At 72.1% G+C, this 16036-nt stretch carries 16 protein-coding genes; 12 read left to right on the plus strand and 4 right to left on the minus strand.

The window, feature by feature from the left end; translation table 11 throughout:
- Positions 1 to 159 precede the first annotated feature (159 nt).
- Positions 160 to 1005, plus strand: a complete 846-nt coding sequence (locus ABT123_RS03795; RefSeq protein ID WP_351309319.1) for a hypothetical protein — start codon at positions 160 to 162, stop codon at positions 1003 to 1005.
- Between the two features lie 28 nt (positions 1006 to 1033).
- Here ABT123_RS03795 and ABT123_RS03800 read toward each other — a convergent pair whose 3' ends face one another.
- On the minus strand, positions 1034 to 2356 hold the full coding sequence (locus ABT123_RS03800) for a D-arabinono-1,4-lactone oxidase (RefSeq protein ID WP_351309322.1): 1323 nt from the start codon (positions 2354 to 2356) through the stop codon (positions 1034 to 1036).
- On the minus strand, positions 2313 to 3569 hold the full coding sequence (locus ABT123_RS03805; protein WP_351309325.1) for an MFS transporter: 1257 nt from the start codon (positions 3567 to 3569) through the stop codon (positions 2313 to 2315). Before ABT123_RS03805 ends, ABT123_RS03800 begins: the two co-directional genes overlap by 44 nt.
- 193 nt (positions 3570 to 3762) lie before the next feature.
- On the opposite strand from ABT123_RS03805, the gene ABT123_RS03810 reads away from it, so the two are divergent.
- Both ABT123_RS03810 and ABT123_RS03815 read left to right on the plus strand, forming a co-directional pair.
- A complete protein-coding gene (locus ABT123_RS03810) occupies positions 3763 to 4926 on the plus strand; it encodes a ferrochelatase (protein WP_351309326.1) in 1164 nt (387 codons plus the stop codon).
- A gap of 11 nt (positions 4927 to 4937) precedes the next feature.
- A complete protein-coding gene (locus ABT123_RS03815) occupies positions 4938 to 5741 on the plus strand; it encodes an inositol monophosphatase family protein (protein ID WP_351309329.1) in 804 nt (267 codons plus the stop codon).
- A 470-nt stretch (positions 5742 to 6211) separates the two neighbouring features.
- Here ABT123_RS03815 and ABT123_RS03820 read toward each other — a convergent pair whose 3' ends face one another.
- A complete protein-coding gene (locus ABT123_RS03820) occupies positions 6212 to 6379 on the minus strand; it encodes a hypothetical protein (protein WP_190344361.1) in 168 nt (55 codons plus the stop codon).
- Positions 6380 to 6617: 238 nt separating this feature from the next.
- On the opposite strand from ABT123_RS03820, the gene ABT123_RS03825 reads away from it, so the two are divergent.
- The 4 genes from ABT123_RS03825 to ABT123_RS03840 all read left to right on the plus strand — a co-directional run bounded on the left by ABT123_RS03825 (position 6618) and on the right by ABT123_RS03840 (position 10120).
- The gene (locus ABT123_RS03825; RefSeq protein WP_150206941.1) at positions 6618 to 7271 is read left to right on the plus strand and encodes a response regulator transcription factor; all 654 of its coding nucleotides are present in this window, start codon (positions 6618 to 6620) and stop codon (positions 7269 to 7271) included.
- A gap of 5 nt (positions 7272 to 7276) precedes the next feature.
- Entirely contained in the window at positions 7277 to 8524 is a 1248-nt protein-coding gene (locus ABT123_RS03830; RefSeq protein ID WP_351309333.1) for a sensor histidine kinase, read from the plus strand.
- A 382-nt stretch (positions 8525 to 8906) separates the two neighbouring features.
- Positions 8907 to 9203: a DUF4193 domain-containing protein gene (locus ABT123_RS03835; RefSeq protein WP_150206939.1), complete on the plus strand. Its 297-nt coding sequence runs from the start codon at positions 8907 to 8909 to the stop codon at positions 9201 to 9203.
- Positions 9204 to 9214: 11 nt separating this feature from the next.
- A complete protein-coding gene (locus ABT123_RS03840) occupies positions 9215 to 10120 on the plus strand; it encodes a hypothetical protein (RefSeq protein WP_351309336.1) in 906 nt (301 codons plus the stop codon).
- Between the two features lie 39 nt (positions 10121 to 10159).
- Here ABT123_RS03840 and ABT123_RS03845 read toward each other — a convergent pair whose 3' ends face one another.
- Complete coding sequence (locus ABT123_RS03845; protein WP_351309339.1) at positions 10160 to 10624, minus strand: DUF3093 domain-containing protein; 465 nt, start codon at positions 10622 to 10624, stop codon at positions 10160 to 10162.
- A gap of 58 nt (positions 10625 to 10682) precedes the next feature.
- Between ABT123_RS03845 and ABT123_RS03850 the strand changes: the two genes are divergently transcribed.
- From ABT123_RS03850 to ABT123_RS03870, 5 genes are all read left to right on the plus strand, one after another.
- Complete coding sequence (locus ABT123_RS03850) at positions 10683 to 11267, plus strand: PaaI family thioesterase (protein ID WP_351309342.1); 585 nt, start codon at positions 10683 to 10685, stop codon at positions 11265 to 11267.
- 5 nt (positions 11268 to 11272) lie between these two features.
- A complete protein-coding gene (dut, locus tag ABT123_RS03855; RefSeq protein WP_502970860.1) occupies positions 11273 to 11806 on the plus strand; it encodes a dUTP diphosphatase in 534 nt (177 codons plus the stop codon).
- Position 11807: 1 nt separating this feature from the next.
- Positions 11808 to 12599 (plus strand): DUF3710 domain-containing protein, encoded by a 792-nt coding sequence (locus ABT123_RS03860; protein ID WP_351309348.1) that lies wholly within the window; start codon positions 11808 to 11810, stop codon positions 12597 to 12599.
- Positions 12600 to 12684: 85 nt separating this feature from the next.
- On the plus strand, positions 12685 to 15333 hold the full coding sequence (locus tag ABT123_RS03865) for a DUF4118 domain-containing protein (protein WP_351309351.1): 2649 nt from the start codon (positions 12685 to 12687) through the stop codon (positions 15331 to 15333).
- Positions 15330 to 16016, plus strand: a complete 687-nt coding sequence (locus tag ABT123_RS03870; RefSeq protein WP_351309354.1) for a response regulator — start codon at positions 15330 to 15332, stop codon at positions 16014 to 16016. The genes ABT123_RS03865 and ABT123_RS03870 overlap by 4 nt, the downstream gene beginning before the upstream one ends.
- Positions 16017 to 16036: the final 20 nt, after the last annotated feature.

Consider the following 16036-nt stretch of genomic DNA (forward strand, 5'->3'; position numbering starts at 1 on the left):
ACTTGTCCGGCGGCAGGGGAGTTGGGAGACCGACCGGTCGGACGCTCCTGCGCCCGCGGTCGATTTGGGGTGGTGTGCTTCACAGAATCCGCAGAAATGGAACTATCGGTTTCGCTCAGGTGTCAGTAACAGCTGTAGCCGGTCAAGCAGAGGTTGAGGATGGGCCAGAAGACGACGCAGGGCACGAGGCTGATCGGGGAGGCGGAAGAGGCCGGAGAGGCCGGGGAGACGGAGAAGAAGAAGCTCGATCTGAGCGTGACTCAGATCGCGGGGACCTCGCTGGCCACGGTCGCCGCCGCCCTGCTTGCCTCGAAGCTCGGCGTCTACGGCACCATCCTGGGCGCCGGCGTGGTCAGCGTGGTGGCCACCGCCGGCGGCCCCGTCATCCAGCACCTCTTCCGCCGTACCGGCGACCAGCTGCGCGAGGCCGCCGCCCCGAAGGGCCGTCAGGTGCCGGTGGAGGCGTCGGCGTCACCGGCCGAGGCGGGCCCGCCCGCCGTCGGCGAGTTCAGCCCGGCCACCACCCACGGCACCCGGCGCCGGGGCTGGAAGCGCAGCGCGGTCGCCGCCGGACTGGCCTTCGCCCTCGCGATGGGCGGCATAGGAGCGTACGAGGCCTTCGCCGGCTCGCCGGTCAGCAGCGACGGGCGGTCCGTACTGCCCGGCGGCCCCGCCAAACCCAAGGCGGGCGAGGAGGGCAAGGACGGCACGGGCGGCGGCCGGCAGAGGCAGGAGGAACGGTCCGGCACACCCGGGACCGACGGCACCGGCGGGCACTCCGGCACCTCCCCGGCGCCCGGGCACTCCACCGATCCCACCCCGCCGGCCCCGGACCCGGACCCGACGCCGCCGACCCCCGCCCCCACGCCGACCCCCACTCCGACTCCCACCCCGGCGAAGCCGACCCCGACCCCGCCCCCGGCACCGACCCCCGAACCGTCGGCGCCGGGCGGCGACACCGGCCGGGGGGCGGGCAGCGAGCGCGGTCTGGAGAGCACTTCCTGACTGCGCTCGTCGCCCGCCCCCGCCGGGTTCAGTCCCCGAGGATCCGCCGCAGGTAGTCGTTGCCGAACAGCCGGTCCGGGTCCAGCCGGTCCCGCAGCGCGGTGAACTCCCCGAACCTCGGGTAAACCTCGGCGAAGTACCGGGCGTCCCGGGTGTGCACCTTCCCCCAGTGCGGGCGCCCGCCGTGCGCGGTGAAGATCCGCTCGGCGGCCGTGAAGTACGCCTGGTACGGGGTGCCCCGGTACATGTGCACCGCGATGTACGCGGTGTCCCGGCCGGAGGCGGTCGACAGCGTGATGTCGTCCGCCGGGGCCGTCCGGACCTCCACCGGGAAGCTGATCCGCAGGTCCGAGCGGTCCACCATGGCCCGCAGCTCCCGCAGCGCCTCGACCACCCGCTCGCGCGGAAGGGCGTACTCCATCTCCACGAACCGGACCCGGCGCGGGCTGGTGAACACCTTGTACGGGATGTCCGTGTAGGTTCGCGCGGACAGGGCCCGGCTGGCGATCCGGGCGATGCCGGGGATGGCCCCGGGGACCGCGCGGCCCAGCGAGTTGACGGCCTGGAAGAGGCCGTTCGACAGCAACTCGTCCTCCACCCAGGCGCTGACCGCCCCGGGCGGGGCGGCCGGGCCCGTGCTGCGGTTGTTCCGCTTGGTGTTGCAGTTGCCGGTGTGCGGGAACCAGTAGAACTCGAAGTGCTCGTTCTCCGCGACGTGCTGCTCGAATTCGTCCGTCACCTGTTCGAAGCGCATCGGCTCCTCGCGGGCGGTGAGGAAGAACAGCGGCTCCACCGCGAAGGTGATCGCGGTGACCACGCCCAGCGCCCCGATCCCGATCCGGGCCGCCGCGAAGACCTCCGGATTCTCCTTCTCGGAACAGACGAGCAGCCGCCCGTCCGCGGTGACCAGCTCCAACGCGCGGATCTGGGCGGCGATGGAGGCGGAGTCCCGGCCGGTGCCGTGGGTGCCGGTGCCGGTGGCCCCGGAAACCGTCTGCTCCATGATGTCGCCCATGTTGGTGAGCGACAGCCCCTCCCTGGCCAGGGCCTGGTTGAGGTCCTTCAGAACGGTGCCGGCCGCCACCTTCACGGTGCCCGCCGCCCGGTCGATCTCCTGGATCCCGGCGAGTGCCTGCGGCCTGATCAGTACGCCGTCGGTGGCGGCTGCGGCGGTGAAGGAGTGGCCGGTACCGACCGCCTTCACCTTCATCCCCTGCTCGGCGGCCCGCCGGACCGCCTCCTGGATTTCCCCGACCGAGGCCGCTTCCACCACGCGGGCCGGCGTCGCGGACACATTGCCCGCCCAGTTACGCCACGTGCTCCCGGACTTCCTTGCTGTCGCCGTCCCCATCGCCAGAAGTCTCCTCCCCTAGCGCCGGCCTCGTCAGCCGGCGGTAACCCGCGAACGCCACCGCCGCCGCGGCAGCCCCCGCCGAGATGGAGACGACGTACCCGGCCCGCGCACCCGACGAGTCGATGACCCAGCCGGCCACGGAGGACCCGAGCGCGACCCCGACCGCGAGCCCGGTGCTTGTCCAGGTCATGCCCTCGGTCAGCTTCGCGCGTGGTACGTGCGTCTCGATCAGGGCCATCGTCGTGACCATCGTGGGAGCGATGGCGAGACCCGAGACGAAGAGCGCCACGGCCAGAAACGGAAGGTTCCCGGCCAGTAGGAGGGGGATCATACTCACGGCCATCGCACTGACGCCCAGTACCCAGCGGCGTTCGGCCTTGCCCTTGAGGTGCAGCAGGCCGAAGACCACGCCCGCCAGGCAGGAGCCGAGGGCCCAGACCGCCAGCACGATGCTGGCCGCCGACTTGTGCCCCTCCTCCTCGGCGAAGGCCAGGGTGACCACGTCGATGGAACCGAAGATCGCGCCGGTGGCCACGAAGGTGGCCACCAGGACCTGCAGGCCGGGGGAGCGCAGCGCCGAGCCCTTGTCCCCCTCGGTGTGCAGGGCGCGCGGGTGCGGTTCCGGCTCGGTGCCGCGCTGTGCGGTCAGCCACCAGGTGCCCGCCAGCAGGCAGACGGCGGCGACCAGCGGGCCGGCCTCCGGGAACCAGGTGGTGGACAGTCCGATGGCCAGGATCGGGCCGAAAATGAAGCAGATCTCGTCCACCACGGACTCGAAGGAGTACGCGGTGTGCAGCTCGCGCGGGGAGTCCCGGTAGATCGCCGTCCAGCGGGCCCGGATCATCGAGCCGATGCTCGGCACCACGCCGGCACCCACCGCGAAGACGAACCAGGTCCACTCCGGCAGGCCGTTCGCGGCGGCGAGCAGCAGCCCGGACACCGAGGCCACGGCGATGAGGGTGGCGGGCCGCAGCACCCGGCGCTGCCCGTGCTGGTCGACCAGGCGGGAGACCTGAGGGCCCATCACGGCGGCGGAGAGGGCGAGGGTGGCGGTGACCAGCCCGGCCAGCTTGTAGCGGCCGGTGAGCTCGGAAATCATCGTCACGATTCCGATGCCCACCATGGACAGCGGCATCCGTCCGACGAACCCGGCGGCGCTGAACGCCTTGGTGCCGGGGGCGGCGAATATCGCGCGGTAGGGACTGGGCACGCTGCCCTCCGTAAGGGACGTCATTGGCTCATACAGGTTACGGCCGGTGGGAACGCGTCCGCGCGGGGAGGGGAAGGGGGGGCAAGGGGCCACCAAGCCGCCGGCCGGGCGGGGTTCGGAAGGGGTTCGGCCGGGGTGACGAAGTCTTCGGCCGGATTATCGGCTGTCAGCGGCGGGTGGCAGGATTCGAAGCATGTCAGACCAGCTCCCAAGCCCCGTGAGCGGCGCTGCCGGCCCGGCCCGCCCCTACGATGCCCTCCTGCTGCTGTCCTTCGGCGGCCCGGAGGGACCCGACGACGTCGTGCCCTTCCTGGAGAACGTCACCCGCGGCCGGGGCATCCCGCGCGAGCGTCTCAAGGAGGTTGGGCAGCACTACTTCGGCTTCGGCGGCGTCAGCCCGATCAACGCGCAGAACCGGGAGCTGCTGGACGCCCTCCGGAAGGACTTCGCCGATCACGGCCTGGACCTCCCGGTGTACTGGGGCAACCGGAACTGGGCGCCTTACCTGACGGACGTGATGCGTGAGATGGCGGCCGACGGCCGCCGCCGCATCGCCGTGCTGGCCACCAGCGCCTACGCCTCGTACTCGGGCTGCCGCCAGTACCGCGAGAACCTCGCGGACGCGCTGGCCACGCTCGAGGCGGAGGGCGTCGACCTGCCGCGGGTCGACAAGCTGCGGCACTACTTCAACCACCCCGGCTTCGTGCAGCCCATGATCGACGGGGTGCTGGCCGCGCTGGAGTCCCTGCCCGAGGGGGTCCGGGACGGGGCCCGGCTGGCCTTCACCACGCACTCCATCCCGACCGCGGCGGCCGACGCCTCCGGGCCGGCCGAGGAGCACACCACGGGCGGCGAGGGCGGCGCGTACGTCCGCCAGCACCTGGACGTCGCCAGGGTGATCGCCGACGCGGTGCGCGCGGAGACGGGCGTGGAGCGGCCCTGGGAGCTCGTCTACCAGTCGCGCAGCGGCGCCCCGCACATCCCGTGGCTGGAGCCGGACATCTGCGACCACCTGGAGGCGGAGCAGGCCGACGGGGCGCCGGCGGTGGTGATGGTGCCGATCGGCTTCGTCTCGGACCACATGGAGGTCCTGTACGACCTCGACACCGAGGCCACGGCCAAGGCGGCGGAGCTGGGCCTTCCGGTGGCCCGGTCGGCCACCGTGGGCGCCGACCCGCGGTTCGCGGCGGCGGTCCGTGAGCTGGTGCTGGAGCGGGCCGCGAGCGAGCGCGGCGAGCCGGTCGAGCGCTGCGCGCTCGGGATGCTCGGGGCGAGCCAGGACCTGTGCGCGGTGGGCTGCTGCCCGGCGCGCGAGCCGCGGCCGGCAGCCGCCGGCGTGGACAGCCCGTACAAGTGAGGAGCTCTGCCGTGCCGAGCGAGGAGTTGAAGGCGGAACTGCTGGGGCTGGCCCGGGAGGCCGCCCGGCGGGCGGGTGCTCTGCTGCGGGACGGCCGTCCGGCCGATCTGGCCGTGGCCGCCACCAAGACCAGCCCGATCGACGTGGTGACCGAGATGGACATCGCGGCGGAGAAGCTGATCACCGGCTTCCTGGCGGAGCACCGGCCGCAGGACGGGCTGCTCGGCGAGGAGGGCTCGGACAGCGAGGGCACGAGCGGGGTGCGGTGGGTCGTGGACCCGCTGGACGGCACCGTGAACTACCTGTACGGCCTGCCGAGCTGGGCGGTGTCGATCGCGGCCGAGTACCGGGGCGAGACGGTCGTGGGCGTGGTCTGCGCCCCGCTCCGCGGGGAGACGTACCACGCGGTGCTGGGCGGCGGGGCCTGGCTGGGCGACGTACGGCTTGCCTGTCGGCCGGCCGCGCCGCTGGACCAGGCGCTGATCGGCACCGGCTTCGGCTACCTGCAGGAGCGGCGGGCGCACCAAGCGGAGGTCGCGGCGCGGATCATCCCGGTGGTGCGGGACATCCGGCGGGGCGGCTCGGCGGCGATCGACCTGTGCGATGTGGCCTGCGGCCGGCTGGACGGGTACTACGAGCGCGGGCTCAACCCGTGGGACCTGGCGGCGGGGGAGCTGATCGCGCGCGAGGCGGGCGCCCGGACCGGCGGCCGGCCGGGCGCGGCAGCCTCGGGCGAACTGGCGATCGCGGCGAGCCCGGGGGTATTCGAGGCGATCCAGCCCCTACTGGAGGCAGCAGGCGCCTGGCACGACTGACCCGGCCCCGCCACGGCGCGGGGGCCGTCCCCCCCCACCCCGCCCGCACCCGTCCCCGGGGCGGCGCCCCGGAGCTCCGGGACGCGAAGCGGCGCGAGGCTGTCGCCCCACCCCGCCCACACCCGTTGTCCAGGGCTGCGCCGCAGAGCCGGCGCGAAGCGCCCAGGGCTGTGCCCCGGAGCCCCGGGCTGCGAAGCGGGGTGAGGCTGTTGCCCCACCCGGCCCGCGCCCGTTCTCGGGGCTGCGCCCCGGACCCCGGGCGTGCGCCCCGGACCCCGGGCTGTGCCCGGAGCTCCGGGCGCGAGGCGCCCAGGGCGGTGCCCGGCGGAGCCGGGGCACCCCGGGGGTGTGGGGCGCAGCCCCATGAGCGGGGGCCGGGGCCGCAGGCCCCGGTTTTGGGATGGGGGTCCCCCAGCGGAGCCAGGGGGAGGGCGGTGGACGGGCCCCGCGCAGCGGATGGCCCCGCAGGGCTACGCCGCGGTGACGCTGACGCCGTGTTCCGCCGCGAGGCGGTGGAGGTCCTCCAGTTCCGCCTGTTCGACCTCCGCGAGGAAGTCGTCGCCCGTTTGCTGGGCCCGGTTGAGGTCCGACTCGGTGGTGCGAATGCGCTGCAGGAGTCCTGCGGTGAATGCGTCCATGGCGGTTGCGCCCCCTCTTCGTGGCACGGAGGTGTCCGGGAGGTAGGTGATCGGTGGTCGGGTGTTCTGACGTCCTCCCCGGCACCCTGGGCCCAGAAACCTCGAGAAGCGAGGGAATCCTCACTTCCGCCTCCCCGAACGGCCCCCTGGGGCGCCTTACAGCCGGTTTACGGCCGAAACGGGCAGGATGGTTGGCGCAATGGACATGCCCGTCTGGGCTCAGAGGAAGGAAATCGACGTGCGCGTACTCGTCGTCGAGGACGAGCAGCTGCTCGCCGATGCGGTGGCCACCGGACTGCGCCGGGAGGCCATGGCCGTAGACGTCGTGTACGACGGCGCGGCAGCCCTGGAGCGCGTCGGAGTCAACGACTACGACGTGGTCGTGCTCGACCGGGACCTTCCTCTCGTGCACGGCGACGATGTCTGCCGCAAGATCGTCGAGCTGGGCATGCCCACCCGGGTGCTGATGCTGACCGCCTCCGGCGACGTCAGCGACCGGGTCGAGGGCCTGGAGCTGGGCGCGGACGACTACCTGCCGAAGCCCTTCGCCTTCAGCGAGCTGACCGCCCGCGTGCGCGCCCTGGGCCGGCGTACCACCGTCGCGCTGCCGCCCGTACTGGAGCGGGCCGGCATCAAGCTGGACCCGAACCGGCGCGAGGTGTTCCGGGACGGCAAGGAGGTGCAGCTGGCGCCCAAGGAGTTCGCGGTGCTGGAGGTCCTCATGCGCAGCGAGGGCACCGTGGTGTCCGCCGAACAGCTGCTGGAGAAGGCGTGGGACGAGAACACCGACCCGTTCACCAACGTGGTCCGGGTGACCGTGATGACCCTGCGCCGCAAGCTCGGCGAGCCTCCGGTCATCGTGACGGTGCCCGGTTCCGGCTACCGGATCTGACGCGGATGGCCACGACACCGGTGCCACCGGCGGCACCACCACCGAAACCGACCTGGGACCCCGGCCCGCCCGAGGGTCCTTTCCCTTGGCTGAGACCGACCATCCGGATACGGCTCACGCTGCTCTACGGCGGCATGTTCCTGATCGCCGGAATCCTGCTGCTGTCGATCATCTACCTGCTGGCCGCGCAGACCATGCGGGCCGGTCTGCCGCCGCCATTCAAGATCGTCGGCGGTCAGGACGTGCAGGTCACCAGTGAGACCTGCCGGGCCGTGAGCCTGGTCAAGAACGCCGACGAGCTCAACGCGGCCGTGGCCACCTGTATGGACATCCAGCGCAAGCACGCCCTGGACGACCTGCTCAGCCGGTCCCTGATGGCGCTGCTGGGCCTGTCCATCATCGCGTTCGCCTTCGGCTACGCGATGGCCGGCCGGGTGCTCTCGCCGCTGGGCAAGATCACCAGGACGGCCCGGCGGGTGGTCGGCTCCGACCTGACCCGGCGGATCGAGCTGGACGGCCCGGACGACGAGCTGAAGGAGCTCGCCGACACCTTCGACGAGATGCTGGACCGGCTGGAACGGGCCTTCACCGCCCAGCAGCGGTTCGTGGCCAATGCCTCGCACGAGCTGCGGACCCCGCTCGCGATCAACCGGACCCTGCTCGAGGTCCACCTGTCCGATCCCGGCGCCCCGATGGAGCTCCAGCAGCTGGGCAAGACGCTGCTGGCCACCAACGAGCGCAGCGAGCAGCTGGTGGAGGGCCTGCTGCTGCTGGCCCGCAGCGAGAACCAGATCGTCGAGCGCAAGCCGGTGGACCTGGCCGAGGTCGCCTCGCGCGCCATCGACCAGGCGCGGGGCGAGGCCGAAGCGAAGGGCGTGGAGATCCGTGGCGAGCGGGCGCCGGCCGTCGTGCAGGGCAATGGCGTCCTGCTGGAGCGGATCGCCCTCAACCTGGTGCAGAACGCCGTCCGGTACAACGTGCCGGAGGGCGGCTGGGTGGAGGTCACCACCGAGGTCGCCCACGGCCAGGCGGTGCTCGTGGTCTCGAACACGGGTCCCGTGGTTCCCGCGTACGAGATCGACAACCTCTTCGAGCCCTTCAGACGCCTCCGTACGGAGCGAACGGGCAGCGACAAGGGTGTCGGGCTAGGCCTGTCCATCGCGCGCTCTGTGGCGCGCGCACACGGCGGCCGGATCCACGCCGAGCCGCACGAGGGGGGTGGCCTGGTGATGCGCGTCACCCTGCCCATCTGACGGATGCACCTCTGTTCGCTCTCGGCTGAACCCGAGAGCGGCGGGCGTGGACACCTGCTGTGTGATCGATCACAGTGGCGAGTGCCCGCTCCTGTACGGTCCGTGACCCCGGGAGTCCCGGAAAGCCCGGGAAAGTCCGGGTTTCCGGCACCCCGAACAGCGGAAAATACACGGGGTGGCGCTCGTGCACGACGACCTCCGGACCGTGTACGGTCCCGCTCGACATACCGGCCATCGCTCCTTCAGGGGTGCGGCTGGGTGTCGATTGAGTAACAGACCTTGATGTGAGGCAAAATCTCCGCCTCAGGTCGGGCACAAGTCCGGCCTCTCGCGCGTTACGTGCGCTGAGACACCGCTAACACCCAGAGGGGGAGAGCGAACAATGGCAACGGACTACGACACCCCACGCAAGACCGACGACGACGTCGACAACGACAGCATTGAAGAGCTGAAGGCCCGGCGCAACGAGAAGTCGTCCTCGGCAGTAGACGTCGACGACTTTGACGCCGTCGAGGGACTTGAGCTGCCGGGTGCGGACCTCTCCAATGAGGAGCTGGCCGTCCGGGTGCTGCCCAAGCAGGCCGATGAGTTCACCTGCATGAGCTGCTTCCTGGTGCACCACCGCAGCCAGCTGGCCCGCGAGAAGAACGGCCAGCCCATCTGCCGCGACTGCGACTGAGGCAGCAGGCCGTGACAGGCTCGACACCGTTCCGCAAGCGGTTGCTCCGCAGGCAGGGTGAGTCGGTGGCGGCGCACGAGGAGGCAACGGGCCCGGAAACGGGCCCCGCCGCTTCCGGGGCGCCCGCCATCCCCGACGAACCCGGTGTGCCTGCCGGGCCCGATGCGGACGGAGGGCCGGTGCCGGCGGTCGTGGAGACCGGCGGAGCAGCCCGGCGGAAGATCGCCGGGCTTCGGAAGGAAGCCGTGAAACACGGCGTGCGCGTGGGCGGGTACGCCCGGGTGATCGCCCTGTACATCGCCGACCGGGTCATCGAGATCGCCCCGCGCGTTCCCGTACGGGACCTGGCGACGCTGCGCGCACAGTTCCCGGGCCTCGGTCCCGATCAGCTGGCCGACAAGCTGATCGCCGGTGCCGCCCATGGCACCTCGACCGTGGGCGCGGGCATCGGCGCGGCGGCGATGCTTCCGGTACCGCCCGCCATGCCGGCGGAGCTGGCCGCCGAGATCACCGGGGTCGCGGCGATCGAGCTCAAGCTCGTCGCCGAGCTCCACGAGGTCTACGGCCTGCGCCCGCCGGGCAACCTCGCGGAACGCAGCTTCGCGTACCTGACCGCGTGGACCGAAGAGCGCGGCGTCGATCTGACCAAGCCGACCACGCTGAACGCCGCGCTGGGCGGGCAGATGAAGCGGGAGCTGCGCCAGCAGATCATGAAGCGGATGTTCCGCAACCTGCCGATGCTGACCCCGTTCATGGTCGGGGCGGCGGTCGGGGCGGTCATGAACCGCCGCGACACCAAGAAACTTGCAGAGAAGATCCGCGGGGACCTGCGGAAGCGCGCGGTGCCGTGGCACGCGCTGGCGGCCCAGCCGCCCCTGCCCCAGCCCTCCGACCCGCACCCGCTCCCCCCGGCCTGACGCCGTCGCAACGGCCGCTCGGGGCCTTGGGGCCCCGGGTCAGGAGGAGCTGGTCCGGGCAGCGCGGATGGCGGTGGCCAGGGCTTCCGGTTCCCGGGTCGAGACGTACACGTACGGGGTCGGGTCGGACGGGTCCGTGACCTCCACCCGGACCGCCGTCGGGACGTAACTGCGCATCAGCATGAACGCCCGGGTGTCCGCCTTGTACGTGCGCCAGGCGCGCGCCTGCTCCGCGTCCAGGATCTCCGGCTCACCCAGTGCCGACACCGGGATCCGCGCGTCCCCGGCGGCCAGCGAGCCGTTCACCACCCGCACCCGGGCGCTCCCGTACGAGCTCACCAGCAGCCCCGTCAGTGCCGTCCCGCCGACCAGCCCGGCCAGCACGGCCGTCGTCCCCAGCGGTACCAGCATCAGGGCGCAGGCCAGGCCCATCAGCACGGTGATGCCCCACCAGGCGCGGGGGGCAGTCAGGCGTTCGTCATGGTGCGCGGGCGAAAGCTGCATGACTCCAAGCTTGGCACGAGGCGACCGGCGGGTAGCCGCGCGGGTAAGGTCTGCGGCTGTGAGTGGACGAAACACAAGCCTGACGCCCCCGGCCGATGCCGCGGCGCCGGTCCGGCACCCCGACGCGCCGGCCCCCGGCGAACTCCTCGGCGCGCACTACGAGCACTGTTTCGGCTGCGGCGGCGGACAGCCGCACGGGCTCCACCTGGAGGCCCGGGCCGGCGACGGCGTCCGCGTCACCGCCGAGTTCACCGTCAGGCCCGCCCACCAGGGCGCCCCCGGCCTCGCCCACGGCGGAGTCCTCGCCACCGCGCTGGACGAGACCCTCGGCTCCCTGAACTGGCTGCTGCGCGTCATCGCGGTCACCGGCCGGCTGGAGACCGACTTCCTGCGCCCGGTGCCCGTGGACACCGTGCTGTACCTGGAGGCCGAGGTCACCGCCGTGGCCGGACGGAAGATCTTCTGCACCGCCGTCGGACGGATAGGCGGCCCGGACGGCCCGGTCGCCGTCCGCGCCGACGCCCTCTTCATCGAAGTCAAGGTCGACCACTTCATCGAGAACGGCCGGCCCGAGGAGATCCAGGCGGCCATGGCCGACCCGGACCAGGTCAGGCGCGCCCGCGCCTTCGAGGTGAACCCCTGATGGCCATGAACAGCAACCACGCGCCCGTGGACGTACTGATCCGCCGCGTCGATCCCGAGGTGCCCCTTCCGGCGTACGGCCACCCCGGCGACGCCGGCTGCGATCTGGTCACCACCCAGGCCGCGGAGCTCGCCCCCGGTGAGCGGACCGTACTCCCCACCGGGGTGTCCATCGCCCTGCCCGACGGGTACGCCGCCTTCGTGCACCCCCGTTCCGGCCTGGCCGCCCGCTGCGGGCTCGCGCTCGTGAATGCCCCGGGGACGGTGGATGCCGGGTACCGTGGGGAGATCAAGGTGATCGTGGTCAATCTCGACCCTCGCGAGAGCGTCCGGTTCGAGCGCTTCGACCGCATTGCCCAGCTGGTTGTCCAGCGAGTCGAGAAGGTGCGCTTCCACGAGGTGGCGGAACTTCCCGGCTCGGCCCGGGCCGAGGGGGGTTTCGGCTCCACCGGCGGTCATGCGGCTGTGGCCGGAAACGGCGCTGGTCAGCAGGGTGGGAATGGCTACGCTTCGGTCGTATCCGACCGGGAAGGACAGTGACGTGTTCGGACGTCGCAAGAAGAACAGCTCCGTCAAGGACGGTGGCGCGGCCGAGCAGGTCGTCGACGGCGTCGGGGCGGAGGAGCGCGAGTACACCGATGAATCGGACGAGTTCGCCACCGGCTCCCAGCGCCGGGTGAACCTGCCGCCGGCCCCGCGGCCGGACGGCCCCTGGGATGTCTCCGAGGTACCCGGTGATCCGGCCGAGGGCCGGGTCGACCTCGGCGGCATCTTCGTACCGGGTGTCGAGGGCATGGAGCTGCGCGTCGAGGTCGCCGGGGACGCGATCGTCGCCGCGACCGTGGTGCTGCGCGACAGCGCCGTGCAGCTGCAGGCCTTCGCGGCACCCAAGAAGGAAGGCATCTGGGGTGAGGTCCGCGAGGAGATCGCCTCGGGCATCACCCAGCAGGGCGGCATCATCGACGAGGTCCAGGGCCCGCTGGGCTGGGAGCTGCGCGCGCAGGTCCCGGTCCCGCTGCCGGACGGCACCCGCGGCGCGCAGCTGGTGCGCTTCGTGGGCGTCGACGGCCCGCGCTGGTTCCTGCGCGGGGTGATCTCCGGGCAGGGCGCGGTGCAGCCCGAGTCGGCCGGACTGCTGGAGACGATCTTCCGCGACACCGTGGTGGTCCGTGGCGAGGGCCCGATGGCTCCGCGCGACCCGATCGTCCTGAAGCTGCCGAACGACGCCCAGATGGTGCCGGACGGTGTGCAGACGGAGGACGCGGAGGGCTCCCGCTTCTCCGGCGGAATGGGCCAGCTGGAGCGCGGCCCGGAGATCACCGAGGTCCGCTGACCTCTGGATACGTCCCGATGGACCGTGCCGGGCCGTGCTCCCCTGCGGGGAGTACGGCCCGTTTGCGTACGTGAGAATGGGACACATGGGACGCGGCAAGCTTCGGATCTACCTGGGTGCGGCCCCGGGCGTGGGCAAGACGTACGCGATGCTGGCCGAAGGGCACCGGCGTCTGGAGCGTGGCGCCGACTGTGTGGTCGGCTTCGTCGAGCACCACGGCCGACCACGTACGGAGGTGCTGCTGCACGGTCTGGAACTGGTGCCGCGCCGTGAGCTCAGCTACCGGGGCTCCGCGTTCACGGAGATGGACGTGGACGCGGTGCTGGCACGCCGCCCCGCCATAGCGCTGGTCGACGAGCTCGCCCACACCAATGTGCCGGGCTCGCGCAACGCCAAGCGCTGGCAGGACGTCGAAGAGCTGCTCCGGGCCGGCATCGATGTGGTCTCCACCGTCAACATCCAGCACCTGGAGTCGCTGGGGGACGTGGTCGAGGCCATCACCGGGGTGCGGCAGCGCGAGACGGTGCCCGACGAGGTGGTCCGGCGGGCCGATCAGATCGAACTGGTCGACATGTCCCCGCAGGCGCTGCGGCGCCGGATGGCGCACGGCAACATCTACCAGCCGGACAAGGTCGACGCGGCGCTGTCGAACTACTTCCGTCCAGGGAACCTGACCGCACTGCGCGAGCTGGCCCTGCTGTGGGTGGCCGACCGGGTCGACGAGTACCTCCAGCAGTACCGCGGGGAGCACGGCATCCGCTCGCCCTGGCAGGCCCGGGAGCGGATCGTGGTCGGCCTCACCGGGGGACCGGAGGGCCGTACGCTCATCCGCCGGGCGGCGCGGCTGGCGGAGAAGGGCGCGGGCGGCGAGGTGCTCGCCGTCTACATCGCGCGCAGCGACGGGCTGACCGCCGCCTCGCCCAAGGAGCTCGCGATCCAGCGCACGCTGGTCGAAGACCTTGGCGGAACGTTTCACCATGTGATCGGCGACAACATCCCCGATGCGCTGCTCGAATTCGCGCGGGGTGTGAACGCCTCCCAGATCGTGCTCGGATCCAGCCGCCGCAAGACCTGGCAGTACCTGCTCGGGCCGGGCGTCGGAGCCACCGTCGCCCGGGAATCGGGCCCCGACCTGGACGTGCACATCGTCACCCACGAGGAGGTGGCCCGCGGGCGGGGCCGCGGCCGTGGACTGCCGGCGGCACGCGCCGGGGCCCTGCTGGGCCGGACCCGGACCGTGGCCGGCTGGGTGGTCGCCGTGGTGTGCCCGGCCCTGCTGGCCGTGCTGCTCACGCACATCGACGTGGACCCGGGCATCGCCAACGAGATGCTGCTGTTCCTGGGACTCACCGTGGCGGCGGCGCTGCTCGGCGGACTGTTCCCGGCCCTGGCCTCGGCGGCCTTCGGATCCCTGCTGCTCAACTACTACTTCGCCCCGCCCCTGCACCAGTTCACCGTCTCCGACCCCAGGAACATCGTCGCCATCGTGGTGTTCTTCTCGGTGGCGGTGTCCGTGGCCTCGGTGGTGGACCTGGCCGCCCGCCGCACCCAGCAGGCGGCCCGGCTGCGCGCCGAATCGGAGATCCTCTCCTTCCTCGCCGGCAGCGTGCTGCGCGGCGAGACCACCCTTGACGCCCTCCTGGAACGGGTCCGCGAGACCTTCGGCATGGAATCGGTGACCCTGCTGGAACGGCAGAGCGACACCGACCCGTGGACCTCGGCCGGCAGCCTGGGCCCGAACCCGGTGACCCGCCCCGAGGACGCGGACGTGGACATGCCGGTCGGCGAGCACATGGCCCTCGCCCTCTCCGGCCGGGTCCTGCCCGCCGAAGACCGCCGGGTCCTGGGCGCCTTCGCCGCCCAGGCCGCGGTGGTCCTGGACCGGCAGCGCCTGGTCGGGGAGGCCGAGGAGGCCCGCCGGCTGGCCGAGGGCAACAAGATCCGGACCGCCCTGCTGGCCGCGGTCAGCCACGACCTGCGTACCCCGCTCGCCTCCATCAAGGCCTCCGTCTCCTCGCTCCGCTCGGAGGACGTGGACTGGTCCGAGGAGGACCGGGCCGAGCTGCTCGCCGGCATCGAGCAGGGCGCCGACCGGCTCGACCACGTGGTGGGCAACCTCCTGGACATGTCCCGCCTGCAGACCGGCACCGTCACCCCGCTGATCCGCCCCGTCTACCTCGACGAGGTGGTGCCGATGGCGCTGGCCGGCGTACCCGAGGACAGCGTGCAGCTGGACATTCCGGAGACGCTGCCGATGGTCGCCGTGGATCCCGGGCTGCTGGAGCGTACGGTCGCCAATGTGGTCGAGAACGCGGTCAAGTACAGCCCCGACGGGCAGCTCGTCACCGTGGCGGCCAGCGTGCTGGCGGACCGGGTGGAGGTCCGGGTCGTGGACCGGGGTCCAGGCGTCCCCGACGAGGCCAAGGACCGGATCTTCGCCCCCTTCCAGCGGCACGGGGACGCCCCGCGGGGTGCCGGAGTGGGCCTCGGCCTGGCCGTCGCCCGTGGATTCGCCGAGGCCATGGCGGGCACCCTGACCGCGGAGGACACTCCCGGGGGCGGCCTGACCATGGTCCTGAACCTGCCGGCCGCGGACGGGGAGGGCCCCGCACCGGGCGAGGCCGGTGCGCACTCTCCTGAGACCCCTGAGAAGGCTGCCGCTACCGGACCGCAGGACCCAGCCGCACCATCGCAGGACGGCGTACGCATACGAGAGAAAGCAGGACCTCAATGACCCGGGTGCTCGTGGTCGAGGACGAGCCGCAGATCGTCCGTGCCCTCGTGATCAATCTGAAGGCGCGGAGGTACGAGGTCGACGCGGCTGCCGACGGGGCGACCGCCCTGGAGCTGGCCGCCGCCCGCCACCCCGACGTGGTCGTCCTCGACCTCGGGCTGCCCGACATGGACGGGGTCGAGGTGATCAAGGGGCTGCGCGGCTGGACCCGCGTCCCCATCCTGGTGCTCTCCGCCCGCCACAGCTCCGACGAGAAGGTCGAGGCGCTGGACGCGGGCGCCGACGACTACGTCACCAAGCCCTTCGGCATGGACGAGCTGCTGGCCCGGCTGCGCGCCGCCGTCCGCCGGGCCGAGCCGCCCGCCGGCTCCGGCGAGGACGAGGTGATCGTGGAGACTGCCGGGTTCACGGTGGACCTGGCCGCCAAGAAGGCCGTCCGCGAGGGACGCGACGTACGCCTGACCCCGACCGAATGGCACCTGCTGGAGGTCCTGGTCCGCAACGGCGGCAAGCTGGTCAGCCAGAAGCAGCTCCTCCAGGAGGTGTGGGGCCCGTCGTACGGGACCGAGACCAACTACCTCCGGGTGTACATGGCCCAATTGCGCCGCAAACTGGAGGCGGACCCCTCGCACCCCGTGCACTTCATCACCGAACCGGGCATGGGATACCGCTTCGAGAGGTAGTGGGGCCGCCGGTACGCTTC

Origin of the sequence: Streptomyces sp. NPDC002054 (assembly GCF_040296685.1) — a bacterium.
Taxonomy (GTDB): domain Bacteria; phylum Actinomycetota; class Actinomycetes; order Streptomycetales; family Streptomycetaceae; genus Streptomyces.

What these genes read in the sequence shown, in the direction of transcription:
- ABT123_RS03795 (WP_351309319.1), top strand. Translation starts at nt 160, where the DNA reads ATGGGCCAGAAGACGACGCAGGGCACGAGGCTGATCGGGGAGGCGGAA.
- ABT123_RS03800 (WP_351309322.1), bottom strand. Translation starts at nt 2,356, where the DNA reads ATGGGGACGGCGACAGCAAGGAAGTCCGGGAGCACGTGGCGTAACTGG.
- ABT123_RS03810 (WP_351309326.1), top strand. Translation starts at nt 3,763, where the DNA reads ATGTCAGACCAGCTCCCAAGCCCCGTGAGCGGCGCTGCCGGCCCGGCC.
- ABT123_RS03820 (WP_190344361.1), bottom strand. Translation starts at nt 6,379, where the DNA reads ATGGACGCATTCACCGCAGGACTCCTGCAGCGCATTCGCACCACCGAG.
- ABT123_RS03830 (WP_351309333.1), top strand. Translation starts at nt 7,277, where the DNA reads ATGGCCACGACACCGGTGCCACCGGCGGCACCACCACCGAAACCGACC.
- ABT123_RS03835 (WP_150206939.1), top strand. Translation starts at nt 8,907, where the DNA reads ATGGCAACGGACTACGACACCCCACGCAAGACCGACGACGACGTCGAC.
- ABT123_RS03845 (WP_351309339.1), bottom strand. Translation starts at nt 10,624, where the DNA reads ATGCAGCTTTCGCCCGCGCACCATGACGAACGCCTGACTGCCCCCCGC.
- dut (WP_502970860.1), top strand. Translation starts at nt 11,273, where the DNA reads ATGAACAGCAACCACGCGCCCGTGGACGTACTGATCCGCCGCGTCGAT.
- ABT123_RS03865 (WP_351309351.1), top strand. Translation starts at nt 12,685, where the DNA reads ATGGGACGCGGCAAGCTTCGGATCTACCTGGGTGCGGCCCCGGGCGTG.
- ABT123_RS03870 (WP_351309354.1), top strand. Translation starts at nt 15,330, where the DNA reads ATGACCCGGGTGCTCGTGGTCGAGGACGAGCCGCAGATCGTCCGTGCC.